Source organism: Planococcus maitriensis (assembly GCF_003289925.1).
GTDB lineage: Bacteria > Bacillota > Bacilli > Bacillales_A > Planococcaceae > Planococcus > Planococcus maitriensis.
In genome coordinates this window covers 20,887-41,640 of sequence record NZ_QLZQ01000010.1, presented here as the reverse complement: position 1 = coordinate 41,640, position 20,754 = coordinate 20,887, and the positions used below count along the sequence as shown (strand labels likewise).

The window sequence follows — 20,754 nt, the reverse complement described above, 5'->3', positions numbered from 1 at the left end:
GCGGAAACTTATCGATTTAGCCATAAACGAGGAAGAGCCGTACAGAAACTCGAGACAAAAGGGAGGTAGGCTCCTTGATAGATGTAAATAATTTTGAGTATATGAAAATCGGATTGGCATCACCCGATAAAATTCGCTCATGGTCCTATGGGGAAGTCAAGAAACCAGAAACAATCAACTACCGTACATTAAAACCTGAAAAAGACGGTTTGTTCTGCGAACGTATTTTCGGTCCTACAAAAGACTGGGAATGCCATTGCGGAAAATACAAACGCGTCCGTTATAAAGGTGTCGTCTGTGACCGCTGTGGAGTGGAAGTAACCCGTTCAAAAGTGCGCCGTGAGCGCATGGGCCATATCGAACTTGCAGCACCGGTTTCCCATATTTGGTATTTCAAAGGAATTCCAAGCCGCATGGGCCTTATCTTGGATATGTCCCCGCGTTCTTTGGAAGAAGTTATCTATTTTGCTTCTTACGTAGTAATCGACCCGGCGGATACGCCGCTCGAGAAAAAACAATTGCTTTCCGAAAAAGAATATCGCGCATACCGCGATAAATTCGGCAAGAAGTTCCAAGCAGCGATGGGTGCTGAAGCGATTAAACGTTTGCTTCAGGAAATCGACTTGGAACGCGAAACGGATGCATTGAAAGAAGAACTTAAATCTGCACAAGGCCAACGCCGCACACGTGCGATCAAACGCCTTGAAGTAGTCGAGTCTTTCCGCAACTCCGGCAACAACCCGGACTGGATGATCTTGGATGTCCTTCCTGTCATCCCACCGGAATTGCGTCCGATGGTTCAGCTTGACGGCGGCCGTTTTGCGACTTCTGACTTGAACGACCTTTACCGCCGTGTCATCAACCGCAACAACCGCCTCAAGCGTTTGCTTGACCTTGGTGCGCCAAGCATCATCGTCCAGAATGAAAAACGCATGCTTCAAGAAGCAGTCGATGCATTGATCGATAATGGCCGTCGCGGCCGTCCGGTTACAGGACCAGGTAACCGTCCGTTGAAATCTCTTTCTCACATGCTGAAAGGGAAACAAGGACGCTTCCGCCAGAACTTGCTCGGAAAACGTGTCGATTATTCCGGACGTTCTGTAATCGTCGTCGGACCGAACTTGAAAATGTACCAATGCGGCCTGCCTAAAGGCATGGCGATTGAACTCTTCAAGCCGTTCGTCATGAAAGAATTGGTTGAGCGCGGGCTCGCTCATAACATCAAGAGCGCGAAACGCAAAATCGAGCGTCTCCATTCGGAAGTTTGGGATGTGCTGGAAGATGTCATCAAGGAGCACCCGGTTCTTTTGAACCGCGCACCGACGCTTCACAGACTCGGCATTCAAGCATTTGAACCGACACTCGTTGAAGGTAAGGCGATCCGTCTTCACCCGCTCGTTTGTACAGCTTATAACGCCGACTTTGATGGTGACCAAATGGCCGTTCACGTACCGCTTTCATCTGAAGCACAAGCGGAAGCTCGTCTTCTTATGCTAGCAGCACAGAACATCTTGAACCCGAAAGACGGAAAACCAGTCGTAACGCCTTCTCAGGATATGGTTCTAGGAAACTACTACTTGACGCTTGAGCGCAAAGGCGCAACAGGCGAAGGGGCTACGTTCTCCGGACCGGAAGAAGTGCTGATTGCCTACCAAACTGGGCATGTGCATTTGCATACGCGCATTGCGGTTCAAGCCGGCTCTGTCAACAATCCAACGTTTACGGAAGAACAAAACAAAATGCTTCTTCTGACTACGGTCGGGAAAATCATTTTCAATGAAATTCTTCCGAAATCGTTCCCTTATATCAATGAACCGACGGATTACAACCTGCAAGTGGAAACCCCTGCGAAATACTTCGTCCCGACAACGACGGATGTACGCAAGCATATCCAGGAAGCAGAGCTTGTAACGCCGTTCAAGAAGAAAATCCTCGGGGAAATCATTGCGGAAGTGTTCAAGCGTTTCCACATTACGGAAACTTCACGCATGCTTGACCGCATGAAGAGCCTTGGATTCAAATATTCAACACAAGCCGGCATCACAGTCGGTGTTGCGGATATCGTCGTCTTGCCTGACAAAGGTGAAATTTTAGTTGAAGCCCAAAACAATGTAGATAAAGTGATGAAGCAATTCCGCCGTGGCTTGATTACGGAAGAAGAGCGCTACACACGCGTTATCTCCTATTGGAGCAATGCAAAAGATATCATCCAGGAAAAACTGATGGCATCCCTTGATACGCTGAACCCGATCTACATGATGAGTGATTCCGGAGCGCGTGGTAACGCGTCCAACTTCACGCAGCTTGCGGGTATGCGCGGGCTCATGGCCAACCCGGCCGGGCGCATCATCGAACTCCCGATCAAATCTTCATTCCGTGAAGGTCTGACGGTACTTGAATACTTCATCTCGACTCACGGTGCACGTAAAGGCCTTGCCGATACAGCGCTGAAAACCGCTGACTCCGGTTACTTGACTCGCCGTCTTGTCGATGTTGCACAAGATGCAATCGTGCGTGAAAATGATTGTGGAACTGACCGTGGTTTATTGGTTGGCGCACTCATGGAAGGCACGGAAGTCATCGAAGAGCTTGAAGAACGGATTGTCGGCCGTCATGCCAAGAAAACGGTCCGCCACCCGGAAACAAAAGAAGTGATTGTAGAAAGAGACGCACTTATTACGCAAGACTTGGCCCGCCTCGTAATCGAAGCCGGCATCAAAGAAGTGACGATCCGCTCTGCATTCACTTGTAATACAAAACACGGCATTTGCAAAAAGTGCTATGGTACGAACCTTGCGACAGGCGACGAAGTGGAAGTCGGCGAAGCAGTCGGAATCATCGCTGCCCAGTCCATCGGTGAGCCAGGTACACAGCTCACGATGCGTACATTCCACACAGGCGGCGTAGCAGGAGACGATATCACACAAGGTTTGCCGCGTATCCAGGAAATCTTCGAATCCAGAAATCCGAAAGGGCAAGCCGTCATTTCTGAAATCACCGGTACCATTACCGAGATTGATGAAATCCGCGAAGGCCAGAAGGAAATCACGATTCAAGGCGACGTGGAAACACGCAAATACTTGGCGCCTTACAATGCCCGTTTGAAAGTTCAAGTAGATGATACAATCAAGCGCGGTGAAGTGCTGACAGACGGCTCTATTGATCCGAAGCAATTGCTTCAAGTCAAAGAAGTGCAATCCGTCCAATTGTATCTATTGAAAGAAGTTCAAAAAGTTTACCGCATGCAAGGGGTAGAAATCGGCGATAAGCACGTTGAAGTTATGGTTCGTCAAATGTTCCGTAAAGTCCGCGTCATTGAAGCCGGAGATACTGACTTGCTGCCAGGTTCTCTTCTTGACATCCATCAGTTCACAGAAGCAAATGAAAAAGCAGTGCTAGCCGGCAACATGCCAGCAACTAGCCGACCTGTCATCCTCGGGATCACGAAAGCTTCCCTGGAAACAGAATCGTTCTTGTCTGCTGCGTCCTTCCAAGAAACGACTCGCGTTCTTACCGATGCGGCGATCAAAGGAAAACGCGACGAGCTTCTCGGACTGAAAGAGAATGTCATCATCGGGAAACTGGTTCCTGCGGGGACTGGCATGCAGCGCTACCGCCAGATCGAAATCGAGCAGAGCGAAAAAGCCCAGCAAGAAGAGATTGTCGGAAGCGAATCATAAGCTAGACAAACTAATCCCGGAGAGCGCTCAGCTCTCCGGGATTTTTTTTGAAGTTTCGGTTGACAGTTACACTTAAGGAATGATAGTATATTAAAGGTTGATGATTATCGATCTCTGCATGTCGGGAACATGATCGTCAGGTACGAAGCAAAAACAGTAAAAGCGTTCAGCTTTGCTGGATGTAGCCATTATGGCATTACTGGATACCGGTTTTTGTGTGAAATCACAAAGACTTTGTTTTTTACCCAAAAATGAACCACCTGGATATGTGGTATTAGAACACCTTTTGAGAGGAGGAAAAATCGATGCCTACAATTAACCAATTGGTTAACAAGCCTCGTAAACCGAAAAGCACTAAATCAGACTCACCAGCGTTGAACAAGGGGTATAACAGCTTCAAGAAGTCACAGACTGACTTGAGCTCTCCGCAAAAGCGCGGCGTCTGCACACGTGTTGGAACGATGACACCGAAAAAACCAAACTCCGCATTGCGTAAATATGCGCGTGTACGTTTGACAAACCAAATTGAGGTTAACGCATACATCCCGGGCGAAGGTCACAACCTTCAAGAGCACAGTGTTGTTCTTATCCGTGGAGGACGCGTAAAAGACCTTCCGGGTGTACGTTACCATATCGTACGTGGCGCACTTGATACTGCTGGAGTAAACGGCCGTATGCAAGGACGCTCTAAATATGGAACAAAACGCCCTAAAGCAAAAAAATAATAACAATGAATTAACGATAGTTTTCGTTGAAAGGAGGAACATACATGCCTCGTAAAGGTCCTGTAGCTAAACGTGACGTGTTGCCAGATCCGATTTATAGCTCGAAATTGGTAACTCGTTTGATTAACAAATTGATGGTTGACGGAAAAAGAGGTACTTCTCAAAAGATCCTCTACGGTGCGTTCGAACTAATTAAAGAACGCAGCGGGAAAGATCCAATCGAAGTATTCGAACAAGCTTTGGAAAACATCATGCCGGTTCTTGAAGTTCGCGCTCGCCGTGTCGGTGGTGCCAACTACCAAGTACCAGTTGAAGTTCGCCCAGAACGCCGTACGACTCTTGGACTTCGCTACCTAGTGAACTACTCACGTCTTCGTGGGGAGAAAACGATGGAAGAGCGTCTAGCTAACGAAATCCTAGATGCTGCCAACAATACTGGTGCTTCCGTTAAAAAACGCGAAGATATCCACAAAATGGCAGAAGCCAACAAAGCATTTGCTCATTACCGCTGGTAATTTCTTGCAAAACTTAAAATCTTATTTCGAAACGGAAGGAGAAAGACCATATGCCTAGAGAGTTCTCCTTAGACCATACACGTAATATCGGAATCATGGCTCACATCGATGCCGGTAAAACGACTACTACGGAGCGTATTTTGTATTACACTGGCCGCATTCACAAAATCGGCGAAACGCATGAAGGTGCTTCTCAAATGGACTGGATGGAGCAGGAGCAAGAGCGTGGAATCACGATCACTTCTGCTGCGACTACAGCTTCATGGGAAGGCCACCGCGTTAACATCATCGATACTCCTGGACACGTAGACTTCACTGTTGAAGTTGAACGTTCATTGCGCGTACTTGATGGTGCTGTTACGGTACTTGATGCCCAATCAGGTGTTGAACCACAAACAGAAACTGTATGGCGCCAAGCGACAACATACGGAGTACCGCGTTTGGTATTCATCAACAAGATGGATAAAATCGGTGCAGACTTCCTGTATTCAGTAGGCACTCTTCATGATCGCCTGCAAGCTAACGCACACCCGATTCAATTGCCAATCGGCGCAGAAGATGAGTTCTCAGGGATCATTGACCTTGTAAACATGAACGCACGCTTCTACGCAAACGATTTGGGAACTGAAATCACTGAAGGGGAAATTCCTGAAGAGTACAAAGAGCAAGCGGAAGAATACCATACGAAATTGCTAGAAGCAGTCGCTGAGCTTGATGAAGACTTGATGGAAAAATACCTTGGCGGCGAAGAAATCACTGTTGACGAACTTAAAGCTGCAATCCGTAAAGGAACGCTTGACGTTGAGTTCTACCCAGTAGTTTGCGGAACTGCTTTCAAAAACAAAGGGGTTCAATTGATGCTTGATGCAGTAATTGACTACCTTCCATCTCCACTTGACGTACCGCCAATGACAGCGGTCCGTCCGGATTCAGAAGAAGAAGTATTGCGTAAAGCGGACGAAGACGAGCCGTTCTCTGCACTGGCATTCAAAGTAATGACAGACCCATATGTAGGGAAATTGACGTTCTTCCGTGTTTACTCCGGTACTTTGAAATCTGGTTCATACGTTCAGAACTCTTCTAAAGGCAAGCGTGAGCGTGTAGGACGTATCCTGCAAATGCATGCAAACTCCCGTGAAGAGATCGCTGAAGTTTATTGCGGAGATATCGCTGCTGCGATCGGTTTGAAAGATACTTCAACAGGCGATACGCTATGCGACGAAAAAGATCAAGTAATCCTTGAGCGCATGGTCTTCCCGGAACCGGTTATCTCACTTTCAGTAGAGCCGAAATCCAAAGCGGACCAGGATAAGATGGGCCAAGCCCTTGCAAAACTGCAAGAAGAAGACCCAACTTTCCGTGCGCATACAGACCAGGAAACTGGCCAAACGATCATCGCTGGTATGGGTGAACTTCACCTTGATATCCTAGTTGACCGTATGAAACGCGAATTCAACGTTGAAGCTAATGTCGGCGCTCCTCAGGTATCTTACCGTGAGACATTCCGCCAGTCTGCTAAAGTTGAAGGTAAATTTGTACGTCAATCCGGTGGCCGCGGTCAGTTCGGACACGTTTGGATCGAATTCTCTCCAAACGAAGAAGGCGCTGGTTTTGAGTTCGAAAATGCTATTGTCGGTGGTGTTGTTCCACGTGAATACATCCCAGCAGTTGAAGCGGGTCTTCGCGACTCTCTTGATAACGGTGTTGTTGCCGGTTATCCATTGATCGACATCAAAGCAAAATTGTTTGACGGATCTTACCATGATGTTGACTCCAACGAAATGGCGTTTAAAGTAGCTGCTTCTATGGCACTTAAAAACGCTGTATCTAAAGTTAACCCGGTAATCCTTGAGCCGCTCATGAAAGTTGAAATTGTAATCCCTGAGGAATACCTTGGCGATATCATGGGTGACGTTACGTCACGCCGTGGACGCGTAGAAGGTATGGACGCTCGCGGAAACGCGCAAGTTGTCCGTGCAATGGTTCCACTTTCTGAAATGTTCGGTTATGCAACAAACTTGCGTTCTAACACGCAAGGACGCGGTGTGTTCTCTATGCACTTCGACCACTATGAAGAAGTGCCGAAATCCATCGCTGAAGAAATTATCAAGAAAAATAAAGGCCAATAATTGAATTTTGACCTTTAATCAAGTATAAATAGTTTGTATGCCCAACATGCAGCTTGCTGCATGTTGGGTGATCAAACTACTACTATTAACTTACATTCTGAGGAGGATTTTTCTAATGGGTAAAGCTAAATTTGACCGTTCTAAAACACACGCTAACATTGGTACAATCGGACACGTTGACCATGGTAAAACAACTTTGACTGCAGCAATCGCTACAGTTCTTGCTAGAGCATCAGGCGGGGAAGCTCGTTCTTACGACCAAATCGATAACGCACCTGAAGAAAAAGAGCGCGGTATCACAATCAACACTTCTCACGTTGAGTACGAAACTGAAACACGCCACTATGCACACGTTGACTGCCCAGGTCACGCTGACTATGTTAAAAACATGATCACTGGTGCTGCACAAATGGACGGCGGGATCCTAGTAGTATCTGCTGCTGACGGCCCAATGCCACAAACTCGTGAGCACATCTTGCTTTCACGTCAAGTAGGCGTACCTTACCTTGTAGTATTCATGAACAAATGCGACATGGTAGACGACGAAGAGCTTCTTGAGCTAGTTGAAATGGAAGTTCGCGACCTATTGTCTGAATATGACTTCCCTGGCGATGACATCCCAGTCATCAAAGGTTCTGCTCTTAAAGCTCTTGAAGGAGAGCCAGAGTGGGAAGAAAAAATTCTTGAATTGATGGCTGCAGTTGATGAGTACATCCCAACTCCAGAGCGCGACACTGACAAACCATTCATGATGCCAGTTGAGGACGTATTCTCAATCACTGGCCGTGGTACAGTTGCAACTGGACGTGTTGAGCGTGGACAAATCAAAGTCGGCGACAACGTTGACATCATCGGTCTTACTGAAGAACCAAAATCTACAACTGTTACAGGTGTAGAAATGTTCCGCAAATTGCTTGACTATGCTGAAGCTGGCGACAACATCGGCGCACTTCTTCGCGGTATTTCCCGTGACGACGTTCAGCGTGGACAAGTTCTTGCTAAACCAGGCTCAATCACTCCACACACAAACTTCAAAGCTGAAGTTTATGTTCTTTCAAAAGAAGAGGGTGGACGTCACACTCCATTCTTCACAAACTACCGTCCGCAGTTCTACTTCCGTACAACTGACGTAACTGGCGTTTGTAACCTTCCTGAAGGCGTAGAAATGGTTATGCCTGGCGACAACATCGAAATGGATGTTGAGCTTATCTCACCAATCGCGCTTGAAGAAGGTACTAAGTTCTCTATCCGTGAGGGTGGACGTACTGTAGGCGCTGGCGTTGTAGCTTCTATCCAGAAGTAATTCGCTTTCGCGAACCCCCTAACTCATAATGAGTTAGGGGGTTTTTTGTGTTCTTTTTCAAATGAAATTGAACATTTCGTGACGATATTGCTGAATCCTGTGGATTATAATCCGGAAGATCCGTGCATTAATCGATGGTCATTTGACTAAAATGAAAAAGAATCATCGGGCTTTTCTATTTTTCGTACGCAATATATCGCATTTTCATAAAATATTCAAACTTTTTTAAAAACATTCCAAACCGCGCTGCAACAACAATGTAAACGGATACAAATGATTTCAATGTTCAGAATTAGCAAAAAAATCTCATTTTGTTTGTTGACACCCTTTGGAATAGGCGATATGATAGCAACAATTTAACAGAACAAAGCATTTACAGCGCTAATCTTCATAAAAAAATTTCGGAGAAAGAAGTGGACATCATGACTGAACAAGTAATCTATATGAATGGTGAATTTGTAAAAAAGGAAGATGCCAAGGTTTCAGTTTATGATCATGGCTTCCTCTACGGCGATGGAGTCTTCGAAGGCATTCGTTCTTACAACGGAAATGTCTTTCGCTTAGAAGAGCATCTTGAGCGTCTTTACGATTCGGCTAAATCAGTGATGCTTGAAATTCCGCACACTTTCGAAGAAATGACGCAGCTGGTTGTGGAAACACTCCGGCAAAACAAATTGAAAGATGCTTATATCCGCTTAGTCGTCTCACGCGGTGTCGGAAATTTAGGGCTCGATCCATTCAGCTGTGCAAAGCCGAATGTCATCGTTATTGCAGAGCCGCTCTCTTTATTCCCGAAAGCCTTGTACGACAGCGGCATTGAAATCGTCTCGGTCGCTTCAAGAAGAAGCCGTTCAGACGTCCTTAGCCCGAAAGTGAAATCACTCAACTATATGAACAATATCCTCGTAAAAATCGAAGCGAGTCTCGCTGGTGTTTCTGAAGCGCTGATGCTGAACGATCAAGGCTATGTGGCTGAAGGGTCTGCCGATAATATCTTCATCGTCCGCAAAAACAAATTGCTGACGCCTCCCGGTTATGTGGGAGCGCTTGAAGGAATTACACGCAACGCGATCATGGAAGTGGCTGCTGAAAAAGGCTATCAAATCGAAGAGGGCGTCTTTACAAGACACGATGTCTATGTTGCAGATGAAGTATTCCTGACTGGGACGGCCGCAGAGGTCATCGCCGTCATTAAAGTGGATGGACGCGTAATCGGTGATGGCAAGCCAGGGCCTGTCACTAATGACCTTCTGGAAGCGTTCCGGGAATTGGTGCAGCAAGATGGCGTCAAAGTTTACAACGAAGAACATCTGAATGCAGTATAAATTCATACAATCAATTCAATGACGAGGTTAAAGCAAATGGAACACAGCATTTACAGAGAGCCGGGGCGGTGGAAGCCGGCAATGCTGCCAGATGCGACATCCCCTCTGAGTGGAATGCTGAACGGCTTCGGCCTTCTAGGTGTTTCCGGTAACTGCAAGCGACGGGTTATCGTTATCAACGGATAAGAAATTATCCATGAGGCTGCAGCTCGCAGCGAAATAGGGTGGTACCATGAAGCTTTTTCATCCCTATGCAAAGAAGAGGTCTTCTTTGTGTAGGGATGGAAAAGCTTTTTCATTTGGCACTTCCGAAGACTTAAGAAGAAGGAGGCGGAAAGATTGGGAGTAAACGTAAAGGTCAGAGAAGAACTCAAACAAGGATTATCCGGCAGCGGGGCGGACGTATTAATTCAATCATTGAAACAGCAGGGTGTTGAGATCATTTTTGGCTACCCGGGAGGCGCGGTTCTGCCAATCTACGATGCCTTGCATCGAAACCCGATCCGCCACATATTAGCTAGACATGAACAAGGCGCGATCCATGCAGCGGAAGGTTACGCCAGAGTATCCGGGAAAGCGGGAGTGGTCATTGCAACGTCTGGGCCTGGGGCCACGAACCTTGTTACAGGCATTGCAGATGCGATGCTCGATTCATTGCCGCTCGTCGTCTTCACTGGGCAAGTTGCTACATCGGTCATCGGAACCGATGCTTTCCAGGAAGCAGACATCGTCAGCATCACACAGCCGATCACGAAACACAATTACCAGGTGAAAAAAGCGGAAGACTTGCCCCGGATCATCAAGGAAGCATTCTTTATCGCTTCGACAGGGCGTCCGGGACCGGTCGTCGTCGATATCCCGAAGGACGTGTCCACGATGCTATTTGCCGGAAGTGAAGAACAAGCGGATGCGGATGTTTACTTGCCAGGCTATCAACCGACCATCTCGCCGAATTATCTGCAGATCCAAAAAGCAGTGCAATTGCTGTCCGAAGCGAAAAAGCCGGTGATTCTCGCCGGTGCTGGGGTACTTGCAGCGAGAGCTTCAGAAGAGCTTCAAGCCTTCGCGGAACACCACCAAATCCCGATTGTGAATACCTTGCTGGGGCTTGGAACAGTCGGAGGCGATCATGAATTGTTCCTCGGCATGGGGGGCATGCACGGAACATATGCAGCGAACACGGCAATTTGTGAATGCGATGTGCTAATGAATATCGGGGCCCGCTTTGACGACAGGCTCACCGGCAACTTGGCATCATTTGCACCGAATGCGGAAGTTATCCATATCGACATCGATCCGGCGGAAATCGGAAAGAACGTCCCGACAGCCATCCCGATCGTGTCAGATGCTAAAGCGGCTTTGGTTGAGCTGTTGAAGAGCAATTTCGAAAGCCCGAATACAGAAGAATGGCGCATCAAGCTTAATGCCTACCAAGAAGCTTACCCGCTTCAGTATCACCAAAAAGAGCGCCAGGGCATCATGCCCCAGCAAGCCGTCGAGTTGATCCACTGTTTGACGGGGGGCGATGCCATCGTGACGACGGATGTCGGCCAGCACCAAATGTGGACGGCTCAGTATTACCGCTTCAATAACCCGCATAACTGGGTGACATCCGGTGGCCTTGGAACGATGGGCTTCGGCTTCCCGGCAGCGATCGGGGCGAAGTTCGCAAGACCGGAAGAAACGGTCGTTGCAGTCGTCGGCGATGCCGGTTTCCAGATGACGATGCAGGAATTGTCGCTATTGCAGGAATACCGGTTGCCAGTGAAAATCGTCATCCTGAACAATCAAAGCCTCGGGATGGTTCGCCAGTGGCAGGAAACCTTCTACGAGGAACGTTATTCCCAATCGATGATGCCGGTGCAGCCCGATTTCGTGAAACTGGCAGCCGCTTATGATCTCGACGGCTATAAGGTCGAAACGATGGAAGAAGCGGAAGAAGTGTTCAAAAAAGCGTTTGAATCAGATGGCCCAGCGCTCATTGATTGCCGGGTAATCCAGCTCGAATGCGTATACCCGATGGTGGCGCCAGGCAAAGGGCTCAACGAAATGATCGGAGTGAAAGGCGAATGAAGCGAGTAATCACAACGACGGTAATCAACCAGAGCGGCGTCTTGAACCGTGTCACAGGGCTATTGATGAAACGCCAATTCAATATTGAAAGCATTTCAGTCGGCCATACCGAGCAAGCAGGTATTTCCAAAATGACATTTGTCGTCAATGTGGAAGATGAACGAAAACTCGAACAGTTGCTCAAGCAGCTGCAAAAACAAATTGATGTCTTGAAAGTGAACGACATAACAGACAAAGCGATGGTCATGAGGGAACTCGCCTTGATCAAAGTGGTCGCACCGCCGGCAGCGCGCAGCGAGATTTACAGCATCGTGGAACCGTTCCGTGCGACAGTGGTCGATATGAGTAAAAACGTTACCACATTCCAAGTAACAGGCGATCCCGAAAAAATCGAAGCCTTCATCGATTTAATGAAGCCATACGGCATCAAAGAATTAACAAGAACCGGGGTATCCGCTTTTGTCAGGGAAACACAAAAAGCCCATACACCGCAATTGAACATCCTATAAAAATAAAAACCCAAACCCGAGGAGGAAATTAAAAATGGCAAAAATGTATTATAACCAAGACGTAAACGAGCAGGCTTTAAAAGGGCAGACAATCGCGGTGATCGGCTACGGTTCACAAGGGCATGCCCACGCACAGAACTTAAATGATTCTGGCTTCAAAGTAGTGGTCGGCGTAAGACCTGGAAAATCATTCGACCAGGCAAAAGCAGACGGTCTGGAAGTGGCGACAGTAGCGGAAGCGGCGCAAGCAGGAGATGTCATCATGGTACTCGTGCCGGATGAGCGCCAGACGCAAATCTATGAAGAGTCGATCAAGCCGCATCTAACGGCTGGAAAATCACTCGTCTTCGCACACGGGTTCAATGTTCATTTCAACCAAATCGTGCCGCCTAAAGATGTGGACGTGTTCCTTGTCGCCCCTAAAGGCCCGGGACATCTTGTCCGCAGAACTTTCGAAGCAGGAGCGGGCGTACCGGCGTTGTTCGCGGTACATCAAGATGTATCCGGCAATGCAAAAGATACCGCTTTAGCTTACGCAAAAGGCGTCGGCGCTGCCCGTGCCGGAATCCTCGAGACAACGTTCAAGGAAGAAACAGAAACGGATCTATTCGGTGAACAAGCCGTTCTTTGCGGCGGGGTGACTTCACTCGTCAAAGCCGGATTCGAAACTTTGGTGGAAGCAGGCTATCAGCCGGAACTGGCATACTTCGAATGCTTGCACGAACTGAAATTGATTGTTGACCTCATGTACGAAGGGGGCATGTCCGGCATGCGCTATTCGATTTCCGATACAGCACAATGGGGTGATTTCGTATCCGGCCCGCGCATTGTCGATGCCGATACAAAAGCCCGCATGAAAGATGTATTGACGGATATCCAAACCGGCAAGTTCGCTAAAGGCTGGCTGCTTGAGAACCAATTGAACCGACCGGAATTCACGGCGATCGAAAACGCGGAAGCGGAACACCAAATCGAACAAGTCGGTCGCGAGTTGCGCGCCATGATGCCATTCGTCAATGAAAATAAAAAACCAAAAGAGGTGGCTGCTAATGTCTCAAATTGATATTTTCGATACGACACTACGGGACGGAGAACAGTCGGCCGGGATCAACTTGAATACAGCTGAGAAAATCGAAATCGCCCGCCAGCTCGAACGTCTAGGCGTGACGATTATCGAATCGGGGTTCCCGGCTTCATCGCCAGGAGACTTCGACGCAGTGCAGCGGATAGCCGGTACGGTGAAGAACTCTATCGTAACGGGACTGTCCCGCTCCATGAAAGCGGATATCGACCGGACATGGGAAGCCTTGAAGGGAGCGGAACAACCGCATATCCACATCTTCTTGGCGACATCGCCCATCCACATGGAACATAAATTGATGAAAACACCGGAACAGGTCGTCGACATCGCCGTCGAATCTGTCCGCTATGCGAAAAAATTCTTCCCGCTCGTCCAGTGGTCAGCGGAAGATGCTTCAAGGTCCGACCCTGAATTCTTGGCTTACATCATCAAGAAAGTGATCGAAGCAGGCGCTACGACAGTCAATTTGCCGGATACAGTCGGTTATGCGACACCGGAAGAATACGGTGCGATGTTCCGTTATATGACGGAAAACGTGCCGGGCATCGAGAACGTCAAGCTTTCTGCGCATTGCCACAACGATCTGGGCATGGCGACAGCAAATACGCTTGCTGCGATTGAAAACGGCGCGACACAAGTTGAAGGCACGATCAACGGCATCGGTGAACGCGCAGGGAACGTCGCATTGGAAGAAATTGCGGTGGCGCTCCATATCCGTAAGCAATTTTATGAAATCGAAACGGGCATTAATTTAAACGAAATCAAACGCTCGAGCCAATTGGTCAGCCAATTGACCGGCAGCATCATCCAGCCGAATAAAGCAGTGGTCGGGAAGAACGCTTTTGCGCATGAATCAGGCATCCACCAGGACGGTATGCTGAAAAACCCGCTGACATATGAAATCATCACGCCCGAATTGATCGGCGATGCGGCAACTGAACTGGTGCTTGGCAAACATTCCGGACGGCACGCATTCCGCGACCGTGCGGTGAAGATGGGCTTCGAGTTGCCTGACGCTAAATTGAATGAAGCATTCATCGAGTTCAAGAAACTCGCCGACCGCAAAAAGCAGATTACAGAAGACGATTTGTTCGTCTTGTTAACCGACCAGCAGATCAATGATAGCGAAACACCGGTATACGAACTTGAAAGCGTGCAGGTGCAATACGGCACAGCGAATATCCCAACGGCTACAGCATCCGCCATTGGCCCGGACGGCACCATGATCCACGAAGCGGCAACCGGCTCCGGTTCTGTCGAAGCGATATTCAATACACTTGAACGCATCGTCGAAGGAAAAGTGCACATCCTGGACTACCGGGTGACATCGATCGGCAAAGGCCGTGATGCACTTGGTGAAGCAGTCATCAACATGAGCTATGACGGGGAGACCGTCACAGGCCGCGACGTCGCGCAAGACGTCCTAGAAGCGACCGCGAAGGCTTATTTCAATGCAGTGAACCGCCAGCTGGTGAAAAAAGGAAACAAAACAAAGATTCAAGCCGTATAAAAAAGCAAACCCACAGAGGAGGAATTACTATGGAAAAGACAATCGCAGTATTGCCAGGAGACGGCATCGGACCAGAAGTAACAGAGGCGGCAGTAAAGGTGCTGAAATCCATTGCGATGCGCTATGGGCACACATTCCATTGGAAATTCGCGGAGATCGGGGGAGCGGCGGTCGATCATGCCGGCAGCCCGTTGCCGAAAGAAACCATCGAAGCGTGTGAAGCCAGTGATGCGATCCTCCTCGGTGCGGTCGGCGGCCCGAAATGGGACAATAACCCAGCAGAACAGCGCCCGGAAAAAGGGCTTTTGAATATCCGTAAACACTTTGATTTGTTTGCTAATGTCCGCCCGGTAAAAGCGGTGCCGGCACTTCTCGGTTCTTCGCCGTTAAAAGAAGAGATCGCGCGTGAAGTGGATATGGTCATCGTCCGCGAACTGACTGGCGGTTTGTACTTCGGGGAGCCGAAGCGCCATAATGAAAAATCAGCAGTCGATACACTTGTCTATACACGGGCGGAAATCGAACGCATTGTCGACCAGGCATTTGAAATGGCCCGTTCACGCCGCGGCAAATTGACATCCGTCGACAAAGCGAACGTTTTGGAATCCAGTAAGCTATGGAGAAAAGTCGTTGAAGAACGCAAAGCGGGCTATCCGGACGTAGAAGTCGAGCATATGCTGGTTGATGCAGCGGCGATGAAATTGATCACGAACCCGCGTGCATTCGACGTCATGGTGACAGAGAACATGTTCGGCGATATCTTGAGTGACGAAGGGTCGGTCATCACCGGGTCGCTTGGCATGCTGCCGTCCGCAAGCATCCGTTCCGACGGCTTCGGCTTGTACGAACCGGTACACGGCTCGGCACCGGACATCGCCGGCCAAAACAAAGCGAACCCATCTGCGGCGATGTTATCGGCAGCGATGATGCTGCGCCAATCGTTCGAGATGGATTCGGAAGCATCGGCCATCGAAGAAGCAGTCATGAGCGTATTGGATGACGGCTATTGCACAGGCGATTTGTCAGCTTGCGGCAATAAAGTCATCTCGACAGAACGCTTCGTGGAAAAAGTAATCGAAGAATTGGAACGGGAATTGGTGTCGGAACACATCATGTTTTCCTACGTGTAAATGGAAGGGGCATTCTGCTATGGCAAAAACGATTATTGAAAAAATCTGGGAACAGCATATTGTATTCGAAGAGCCGGGAAAACCCGACCTGTTGTATATCGACCTTCATCTCTTGCATGAAGTCACCTCCCCGCAGGCATTTGAAGGCTTGCGCTTGAATGGCCGAAAAGTGCGGCGTCCCGATCTGTGCTTTGCGACGATGGACCATAACGTGCCGACGCGCAACCGCTCGGTGATCAAAGACCCCATTTCCCGCAAGCAAATCAAGACGCTTCAGGAAAACTGCGACGAGTTCGGGGTGCCACTCGCGGGCATCAACCACCCGGACCAGGGCATCGTCCATGTTATCGGGCCGGAACTCGGCCTTACGCAGCCGGGCAAGACAATCGTCTGCGGCGACAGCCATACGTCCACGCACGGGGCCTTCGGCGCTTTGGCGTTCGGTATCGGGACGAGTGAAGTGGAGCATGTATTGTCGACGCAAACGCTTTGGCAATCCAAGCCGAAAACGATGGAAATCCGCATCGATGGCGAACTTGGTTTCGGCGTTTCCGCGAAAGACGTCATCCTCGCCGTCATCTCGAAGTTCGGGGTCGATATGGGGACAGGGCATATCATTGAATACACCGGCGAAGCGATCCGCAATTTGTCGATGGAAGAACGCATGACCATCTGCAATATGTCCATCGAAGCGGGCGCGCGCGCCGGGCTTGTCAGCCCAGATGAAACGACGGTCGAGTATTTGCGCGGCAGAAGAAACGTCCCGGAAGGCGAAGCGTTCGAAAAAGAAGCCGGGCGCTGGCTGGCACTGGCGACAGATGAAGGCGCAAGCTATGATGTGTCGCACACGATCCATGCCGATGACATTTCTCCGTTCGTCACCTGGGGCACGAACCCATCCATGGGTTCAGGCATTGCCGAAAGCGTGCCGAAAGCGGCGGATTACGACAAGCAGGAAGATAAAGATGCCTTGCGCCAGGCGCTTGCTTATATGCAATTGGAAGAAGGCGCTCCGCTCTCTTCCATCGCGATCCAGCACGTCTTTATCGGCTCTTGCACAAATGCCCGCCTGAGCGATTTGCGGGCAGCGAGTGAGATCGTCAAAGGCAGAACGGTACATCCGTCAGTCACCGCAATTGTTGTGCCGGGATCGGAAACCGTGAAACGCGCAGCCGAAGCGGAAGGGCTTGACCAGGTGTTCCTGCAAGCAGGTTTTGAATGGCGCGAAACAGGCTGCAGCATGTGCCTCGCGATGAATGAGGACGCTGTACCTGCGGGCGAGCGCTGCGCTTCCACGTCGAACCGCAACTTTGAAGGGCGCCAAGGGGCCGGCTCCATGACGCATTTGGTATCACCAGTCATGGCGGCGGCTGCTGCGATCGAAGGGCATTTGACTGATGTCCGCAACTATATGAAAGAACCTGTGCCCTCGGCATAGCGGAAGGAGGAACTGAATGTGAAACCCATCAATGAAATTTCGAGCGTCTTGACGCCGCTCGACCGCAAAAACGTCGATACGGACCAGATTATTTCAAAGGAATTCCTCAAGCGCATCGAACGTACGGGATTCGGGGAGTTTTTGTTCTACCATTGGCGTTTTAACGCCGATGGCACACCGAATAAAGACTTTGTCTTGAACGACCCGCGCTTCCAACATTCCGAGATCCTTGTGGCACAAGAAAACTTCGGCTGCGGTTCCTCCCGTGAACACGCGCCGTGGGCCATTCTGGACTATGGATTCCGTGTCGTCATCGCGCCTAGCTATGCGGATATCTTCTATAATAACTGCGTGAAGAACGGCATCCTGCCGATCCGCCTGGAAGAAGCGGAAGTGGCTGTCTTGCTTGAAAAAGGCAAACAGTCCCCCTACCGCCTTGATGTCGACTTGAAAAACCAGACGGTGACAGCAGAAGACGGCGTAAGCTATTCATTCGATATCGATCCGTACTGGAAAGAGATGTTGCTGAATGGCTGGGATGAGATTGCCTTGACCATTCAATACGACTCCTATATCCAGGCATATGAAGAAAAGATGCAACAAGCACAATAAATAACCCCCGCTCTTTGCCCTCGGGCTGAGAGCGGTTTTTTAGTGCCGTTGGGGAGCGGTTTTGCTGTGTTGACATCATTGTGCAGATTTGTTACTTTAGTAAAGTGCTTTAACGCTTTAGCAAACTAAAGGAGAAATGAACAATGAATGCAGTTATTATCGCAGTTTTAGTGATGCTCATATTGAGCCTGCTCCGGGTCAATGTCGTCTTCGCCTTATTGATCGGCGCACTCGCCGGAGGGCTAAGCGGGGGACTAAGCTTCACTGAAACGCTTACTTCCTATACAGACGGTCTCGGCGCGGGGGCGACTATTGCCCTCAGCTACGCCATGCTCGGCGGATTCGCCGTTGCGATTTCGCGCACCGGCATACCGGAGCTGCTCGTTGCGGGCGTGCTAAGACTGGTCAATAAAGACGGGGAGGCGACGCGCGAGAACTTGGCGAAAGCGCTCATTATCTTTGCGCTGTTCGCGATGGCGATCTTCTCGCAAAACTTGATCCCAATCCACATCGCCTTTATCCCGCTCTTGGTTCCGCCGATCCTGCACATCTTGAATGAGCTGCGCATCGACCGCCGCCTCATCGCCTCGGTCCTGACATTCGGCCTGACGGCACCGTATATTTTATTGCCGTATGGCTTCGGTCTGATTTTCCACGAGATTCTCGCCACGCAGATGGAACTTGCAGGCATGCCGATCGATATGGCGGATATCCCGAAAGCGATGGCGCTGCCGGTCGCAGGCCTATTCCTCGGCCTAGTTATTGCGGTCTTCGTTTCTTACCGCAAGCCGCGTGATTACCGGGCGGTGGAAGCAGCTACTATTATAGAAGAAACTCCGAAACGGACCGCTTCCGTAAAAGATATCATCGTAACGGTCATCGCTTTGATCGCAGCACTCTTTGCGCAGATCCAAAGCGACTCGATGATCATCGGTGCGCTCGCCGGCATTTTGATCCTCTACGTCTTCGGTGCAATGAAATGGAAAGAAGCGGACGATGTCCTGACGGCGGGGATGCGGATGATGGCATTCATCGGGTTCGTCATGATCTCGGCGAACGGGTTTGCTTCGGTCATCCAAGCGACAGGCGCGATCGACACCTTGGTCGAGAATGCAGCGAATATCTTCGGCGACAATAAAGGCCTAGCGGCACTTGCCATGCTGATCGTCGGCTTGTTCGTCACGATGGGCATCGGTTCTTCGTTCTCGACGATTCCGATCATCGCGGCGATATTCGTCCCGCTCAGTGTCGAGTTCGGATTCTCGACGCTCGCGATCATTGCCTTGATCGGGACAGCGGGTGCGCTCGGCGATGCCGGGTCGCCTGCTTCCGACTCGACACTCGGGCCGACAGCGGGCTTGAACGTCGACGGCCAGCATAACCATATCTGGGATACAGTCGTCCCGACCTTCATCCATTACAATATCCCGCTCGTGTTATTCGGCTGGATTGCCGTCATGTTTTTAAGCTGAGTCCGAAAGATTTCGACTATTACCGTATCGGTTGAAACTGAAAAGAATCCTGCTATACTAGTAAAAGCGAATGAAAAAGAATTTCGTGCAAAGTCTTGCGGAATTCTTTTTTATTTTGTATAATGGTGAATGTTGGTCTTTGACTGCGAAGAAGCGAGAGGTTACCGACACACCCGGCCGCTTTGCCATGGCGAGTGTGAGGAAAATTTTCGTGGAGAAGTCTATCCCAAAAATAGGCGAAAAGGGAGGGAAAATAATGGCAAAACAAAAAATTCGTATCCGTTTGAAAGCATATGATCACAGAATCCTGGATCAGTCTGCTGAGAAGATTGTTGAAACTGCTAAACGTTCAGGTGCTAGCGTATCAGGTCCGATACCGTTGCCGACAGAAAAGTCCGTTTACACAATCTTGCGAGCTGTCCACAAATACAAAGATGCTCGCGAACAATTCGAAATGCGCACACACAAACGTCTGATCGATATCGTTAACCCGACACCACAGACAGTTGACGCGCTAATGAAACTGGATCTACCATCCGGCGTTGATATTGAAATCAAACTATAATTGGTAAACGAAAATAAAAAACATAAAATTTTGCAGGAGGTGTGACGACATGACCAAAGGAATCTTAGGTAGAAAAATCGGTATGACGCAAGTTTTTGCTGAGAACGGTGATTTGATCCCTGTAACTGTAATCGAAGCTGCTCCAAACGTAGTGCTTCAGAAAAAAACAGTTGAAGTGGATGGCTACGAATCGGTACAACTTGGTTTTGATGACAAACGCGAAAAGCTTTCGAACAAACCAGAGAAAGGCCACGTAGCAAAAGCAAACACTGCTCCTAAGCGCTTCATTCGCGAACTTCGCAATGTAAACTTAGCTGATTACGAGATTGGTCAGGAAGTCAAAGTAGATGTATTCGCAGAAGGCGATGTAGTAGATGTAACAGGAACTACGAAAGGTAAAGGTTTCCAAGGTGTTATCAAACGCCACGGACAATCACGCGGACCAATGACTCACGGTTCACGCTACCACCGTCGTCCTGGTTCAATGGGGCCTGTTGCTCCGAACCGCGTATTCAAACAGAAGAAATTGCCTGGTCAAATGGGCGGCAACACGGTCACTATCCAAAACCTTCACATCGTGAAAGTGGATGCTGAGCGCAACTTGCTTCTTATTAAAGGGAATGTTCCTGGCGCACGTAAATCACTAATCCGTGTTAAGTCGGCTATCAAAGCTAACTAATCACATTT

At 49.2% G+C, this 20,754-nt stretch carries 16 protein-coding genes; all 16 read left to right on the top strand.

The features are described 5' to 3' along the window. Window positions 1–74 precede the first annotated feature (74 nt). The 16 genes from rpoC to rplC all read left to right on the top strand — a co-directional run bounded on the left by rpoC (window position 75) and on the right by rplC (window position 20,746). Window positions 75–3,680, top strand: a complete 3,606-nt coding sequence (gene rpoC, locus DP119_RS15220) for a DNA-directed RNA polymerase subunit beta' (protein WP_112233935.1) — start codon at window positions 75–77, stop codon at window positions 3,678–3,680. A gap of 305 nt (window positions 3,681–3,985) precedes the next feature. Continuing rightward, window positions 3,986–4,405 (top strand): 30S ribosomal protein S12, encoded by a 420-nt coding sequence (rpsL, locus tag DP119_RS15215; RefSeq protein ID WP_112233934.1) that lies wholly within the window; start codon window positions 3,986–3,988, stop codon window positions 4,403–4,405. A gap of 44 nt (window positions 4,406–4,449) precedes the next feature. Beyond that, on the top strand, window positions 4,450–4,920 hold the full coding sequence (gene rpsG, locus DP119_RS15210; protein ID WP_058382176.1) for a 30S ribosomal protein S7: 471 nt from the start codon (window positions 4,450–4,452) through the stop codon (window positions 4,918–4,920). A 50-nt stretch (window positions 4,921–4,970) separates the two neighbouring features. Continuing rightward, on the top strand, window positions 4,971–7,049 hold the full coding sequence (gene fusA / locus DP119_RS15205; RefSeq protein WP_112233933.1) for an elongation factor G: 2,079 nt from the start codon (window positions 4,971–4,973) through the stop codon (window positions 7,047–7,049). 115 nt (window positions 7,050–7,164) lie between these two features. Next, window positions 7,165–8,352: an elongation factor Tu gene (tuf, locus tag DP119_RS15200; protein WP_068871334.1), complete on the top strand. Its 1,188-nt coding sequence runs from the start codon at window positions 7,165–7,167 to the stop codon at window positions 8,350–8,352. Window positions 8,353–8,774: 422 nt separating this feature from the next. Then, window positions 8,775–9,677: a branched-chain-amino-acid transaminase gene (gene ilvE / locus DP119_RS15195; protein ID WP_112233932.1), complete on the top strand. Its 903-nt coding sequence runs from the start codon at window positions 8,775–8,777 to the stop codon at window positions 9,675–9,677. A 339-nt stretch (window positions 9,678–10,016) separates the two neighbouring features. Beyond that, window positions 10,017–11,750, top strand: coding sequence for a biosynthetic-type acetolactate synthase large subunit (gene ilvB, locus DP119_RS15190; protein ID WP_112233931.1), 1,734 nt, complete (start codon window positions 10,017–10,019; stop codon window positions 11,748–11,750). Then, complete coding sequence (gene ilvN, locus DP119_RS15185; RefSeq protein WP_112233930.1) at window positions 11,747–12,259, top strand: acetolactate synthase small subunit; 513 nt, start codon at window positions 11,747–11,749, stop codon at window positions 12,257–12,259. Before ilvB ends, ilvN begins: the two co-directional genes overlap by 4 nt. A gap of 34 nt (window positions 12,260–12,293) precedes the next feature. Then, the gene (gene ilvC / locus DP119_RS15180) at window positions 12,294–13,322 is read left to right on the top strand and encodes a ketol-acid reductoisomerase (protein ID WP_112233929.1); all 1,029 of its coding nucleotides are present in this window, start codon (window positions 12,294–12,296) and stop codon (window positions 13,320–13,322) included. Further along, the gene (locus DP119_RS15175; protein WP_112233928.1) at window positions 13,309–14,850 is read left to right on the top strand and encodes a 2-isopropylmalate synthase; all 1,542 of its coding nucleotides are present in this window, start codon (window positions 13,309–13,311) and stop codon (window positions 14,848–14,850) included. The genes ilvC and DP119_RS15175 overlap by 14 nt, the downstream gene beginning before the upstream one ends. Window positions 14,851–14,879: 29 nt before the next feature. After that, the gene (leuB, locus tag DP119_RS15170) at window positions 14,880–15,980 is read left to right on the top strand and encodes a 3-isopropylmalate dehydrogenase (protein WP_112233927.1); all 1,101 of its coding nucleotides are present in this window, start codon (window positions 14,880–14,882) and stop codon (window positions 15,978–15,980) included. Window positions 15,981–15,999: 19 nt separating this feature from the next. Beyond that, on the top strand, window positions 16,000–17,418 hold the full coding sequence (gene leuC / locus DP119_RS15165) for a 3-isopropylmalate dehydratase large subunit (protein ID WP_112233926.1): 1,419 nt from the start codon (window positions 16,000–16,002) through the stop codon (window positions 17,416–17,418). 18 nt (window positions 17,419–17,436) lie between these two features. Further along, on the top strand, window positions 17,437–18,030 hold the full coding sequence (gene leuD / locus DP119_RS15160; protein WP_112233925.1) for a 3-isopropylmalate dehydratase small subunit: 594 nt from the start codon (window positions 17,437–17,439) through the stop codon (window positions 18,028–18,030). Window positions 18,031–18,173: 143 nt separating this feature from the next. Next, complete coding sequence (locus DP119_RS15155) at window positions 18,174–19,502, top strand: Na+/H+ antiporter family protein (protein WP_112233924.1); 1,329 nt, start codon at window positions 18,174–18,176, stop codon at window positions 19,500–19,502. A gap of 256 nt (window positions 19,503–19,758) precedes the next feature. After that, window positions 19,759–20,067: a 30S ribosomal protein S10 gene (gene rpsJ, locus DP119_RS15150; protein ID WP_068459695.1), complete on the top strand. Its 309-nt coding sequence runs from the start codon at window positions 19,759–19,761 to the stop codon at window positions 20,065–20,067. 49 nt (window positions 20,068–20,116) lie between these two features. Beyond that, entirely contained in the window at window positions 20,117–20,746 is a 630-nt protein-coding gene (rplC, locus tag DP119_RS15145; protein WP_058382164.1) for a 50S ribosomal protein L3, read from the top strand. Window positions 20,747–20,754 lie beyond the last annotated feature (8 nt).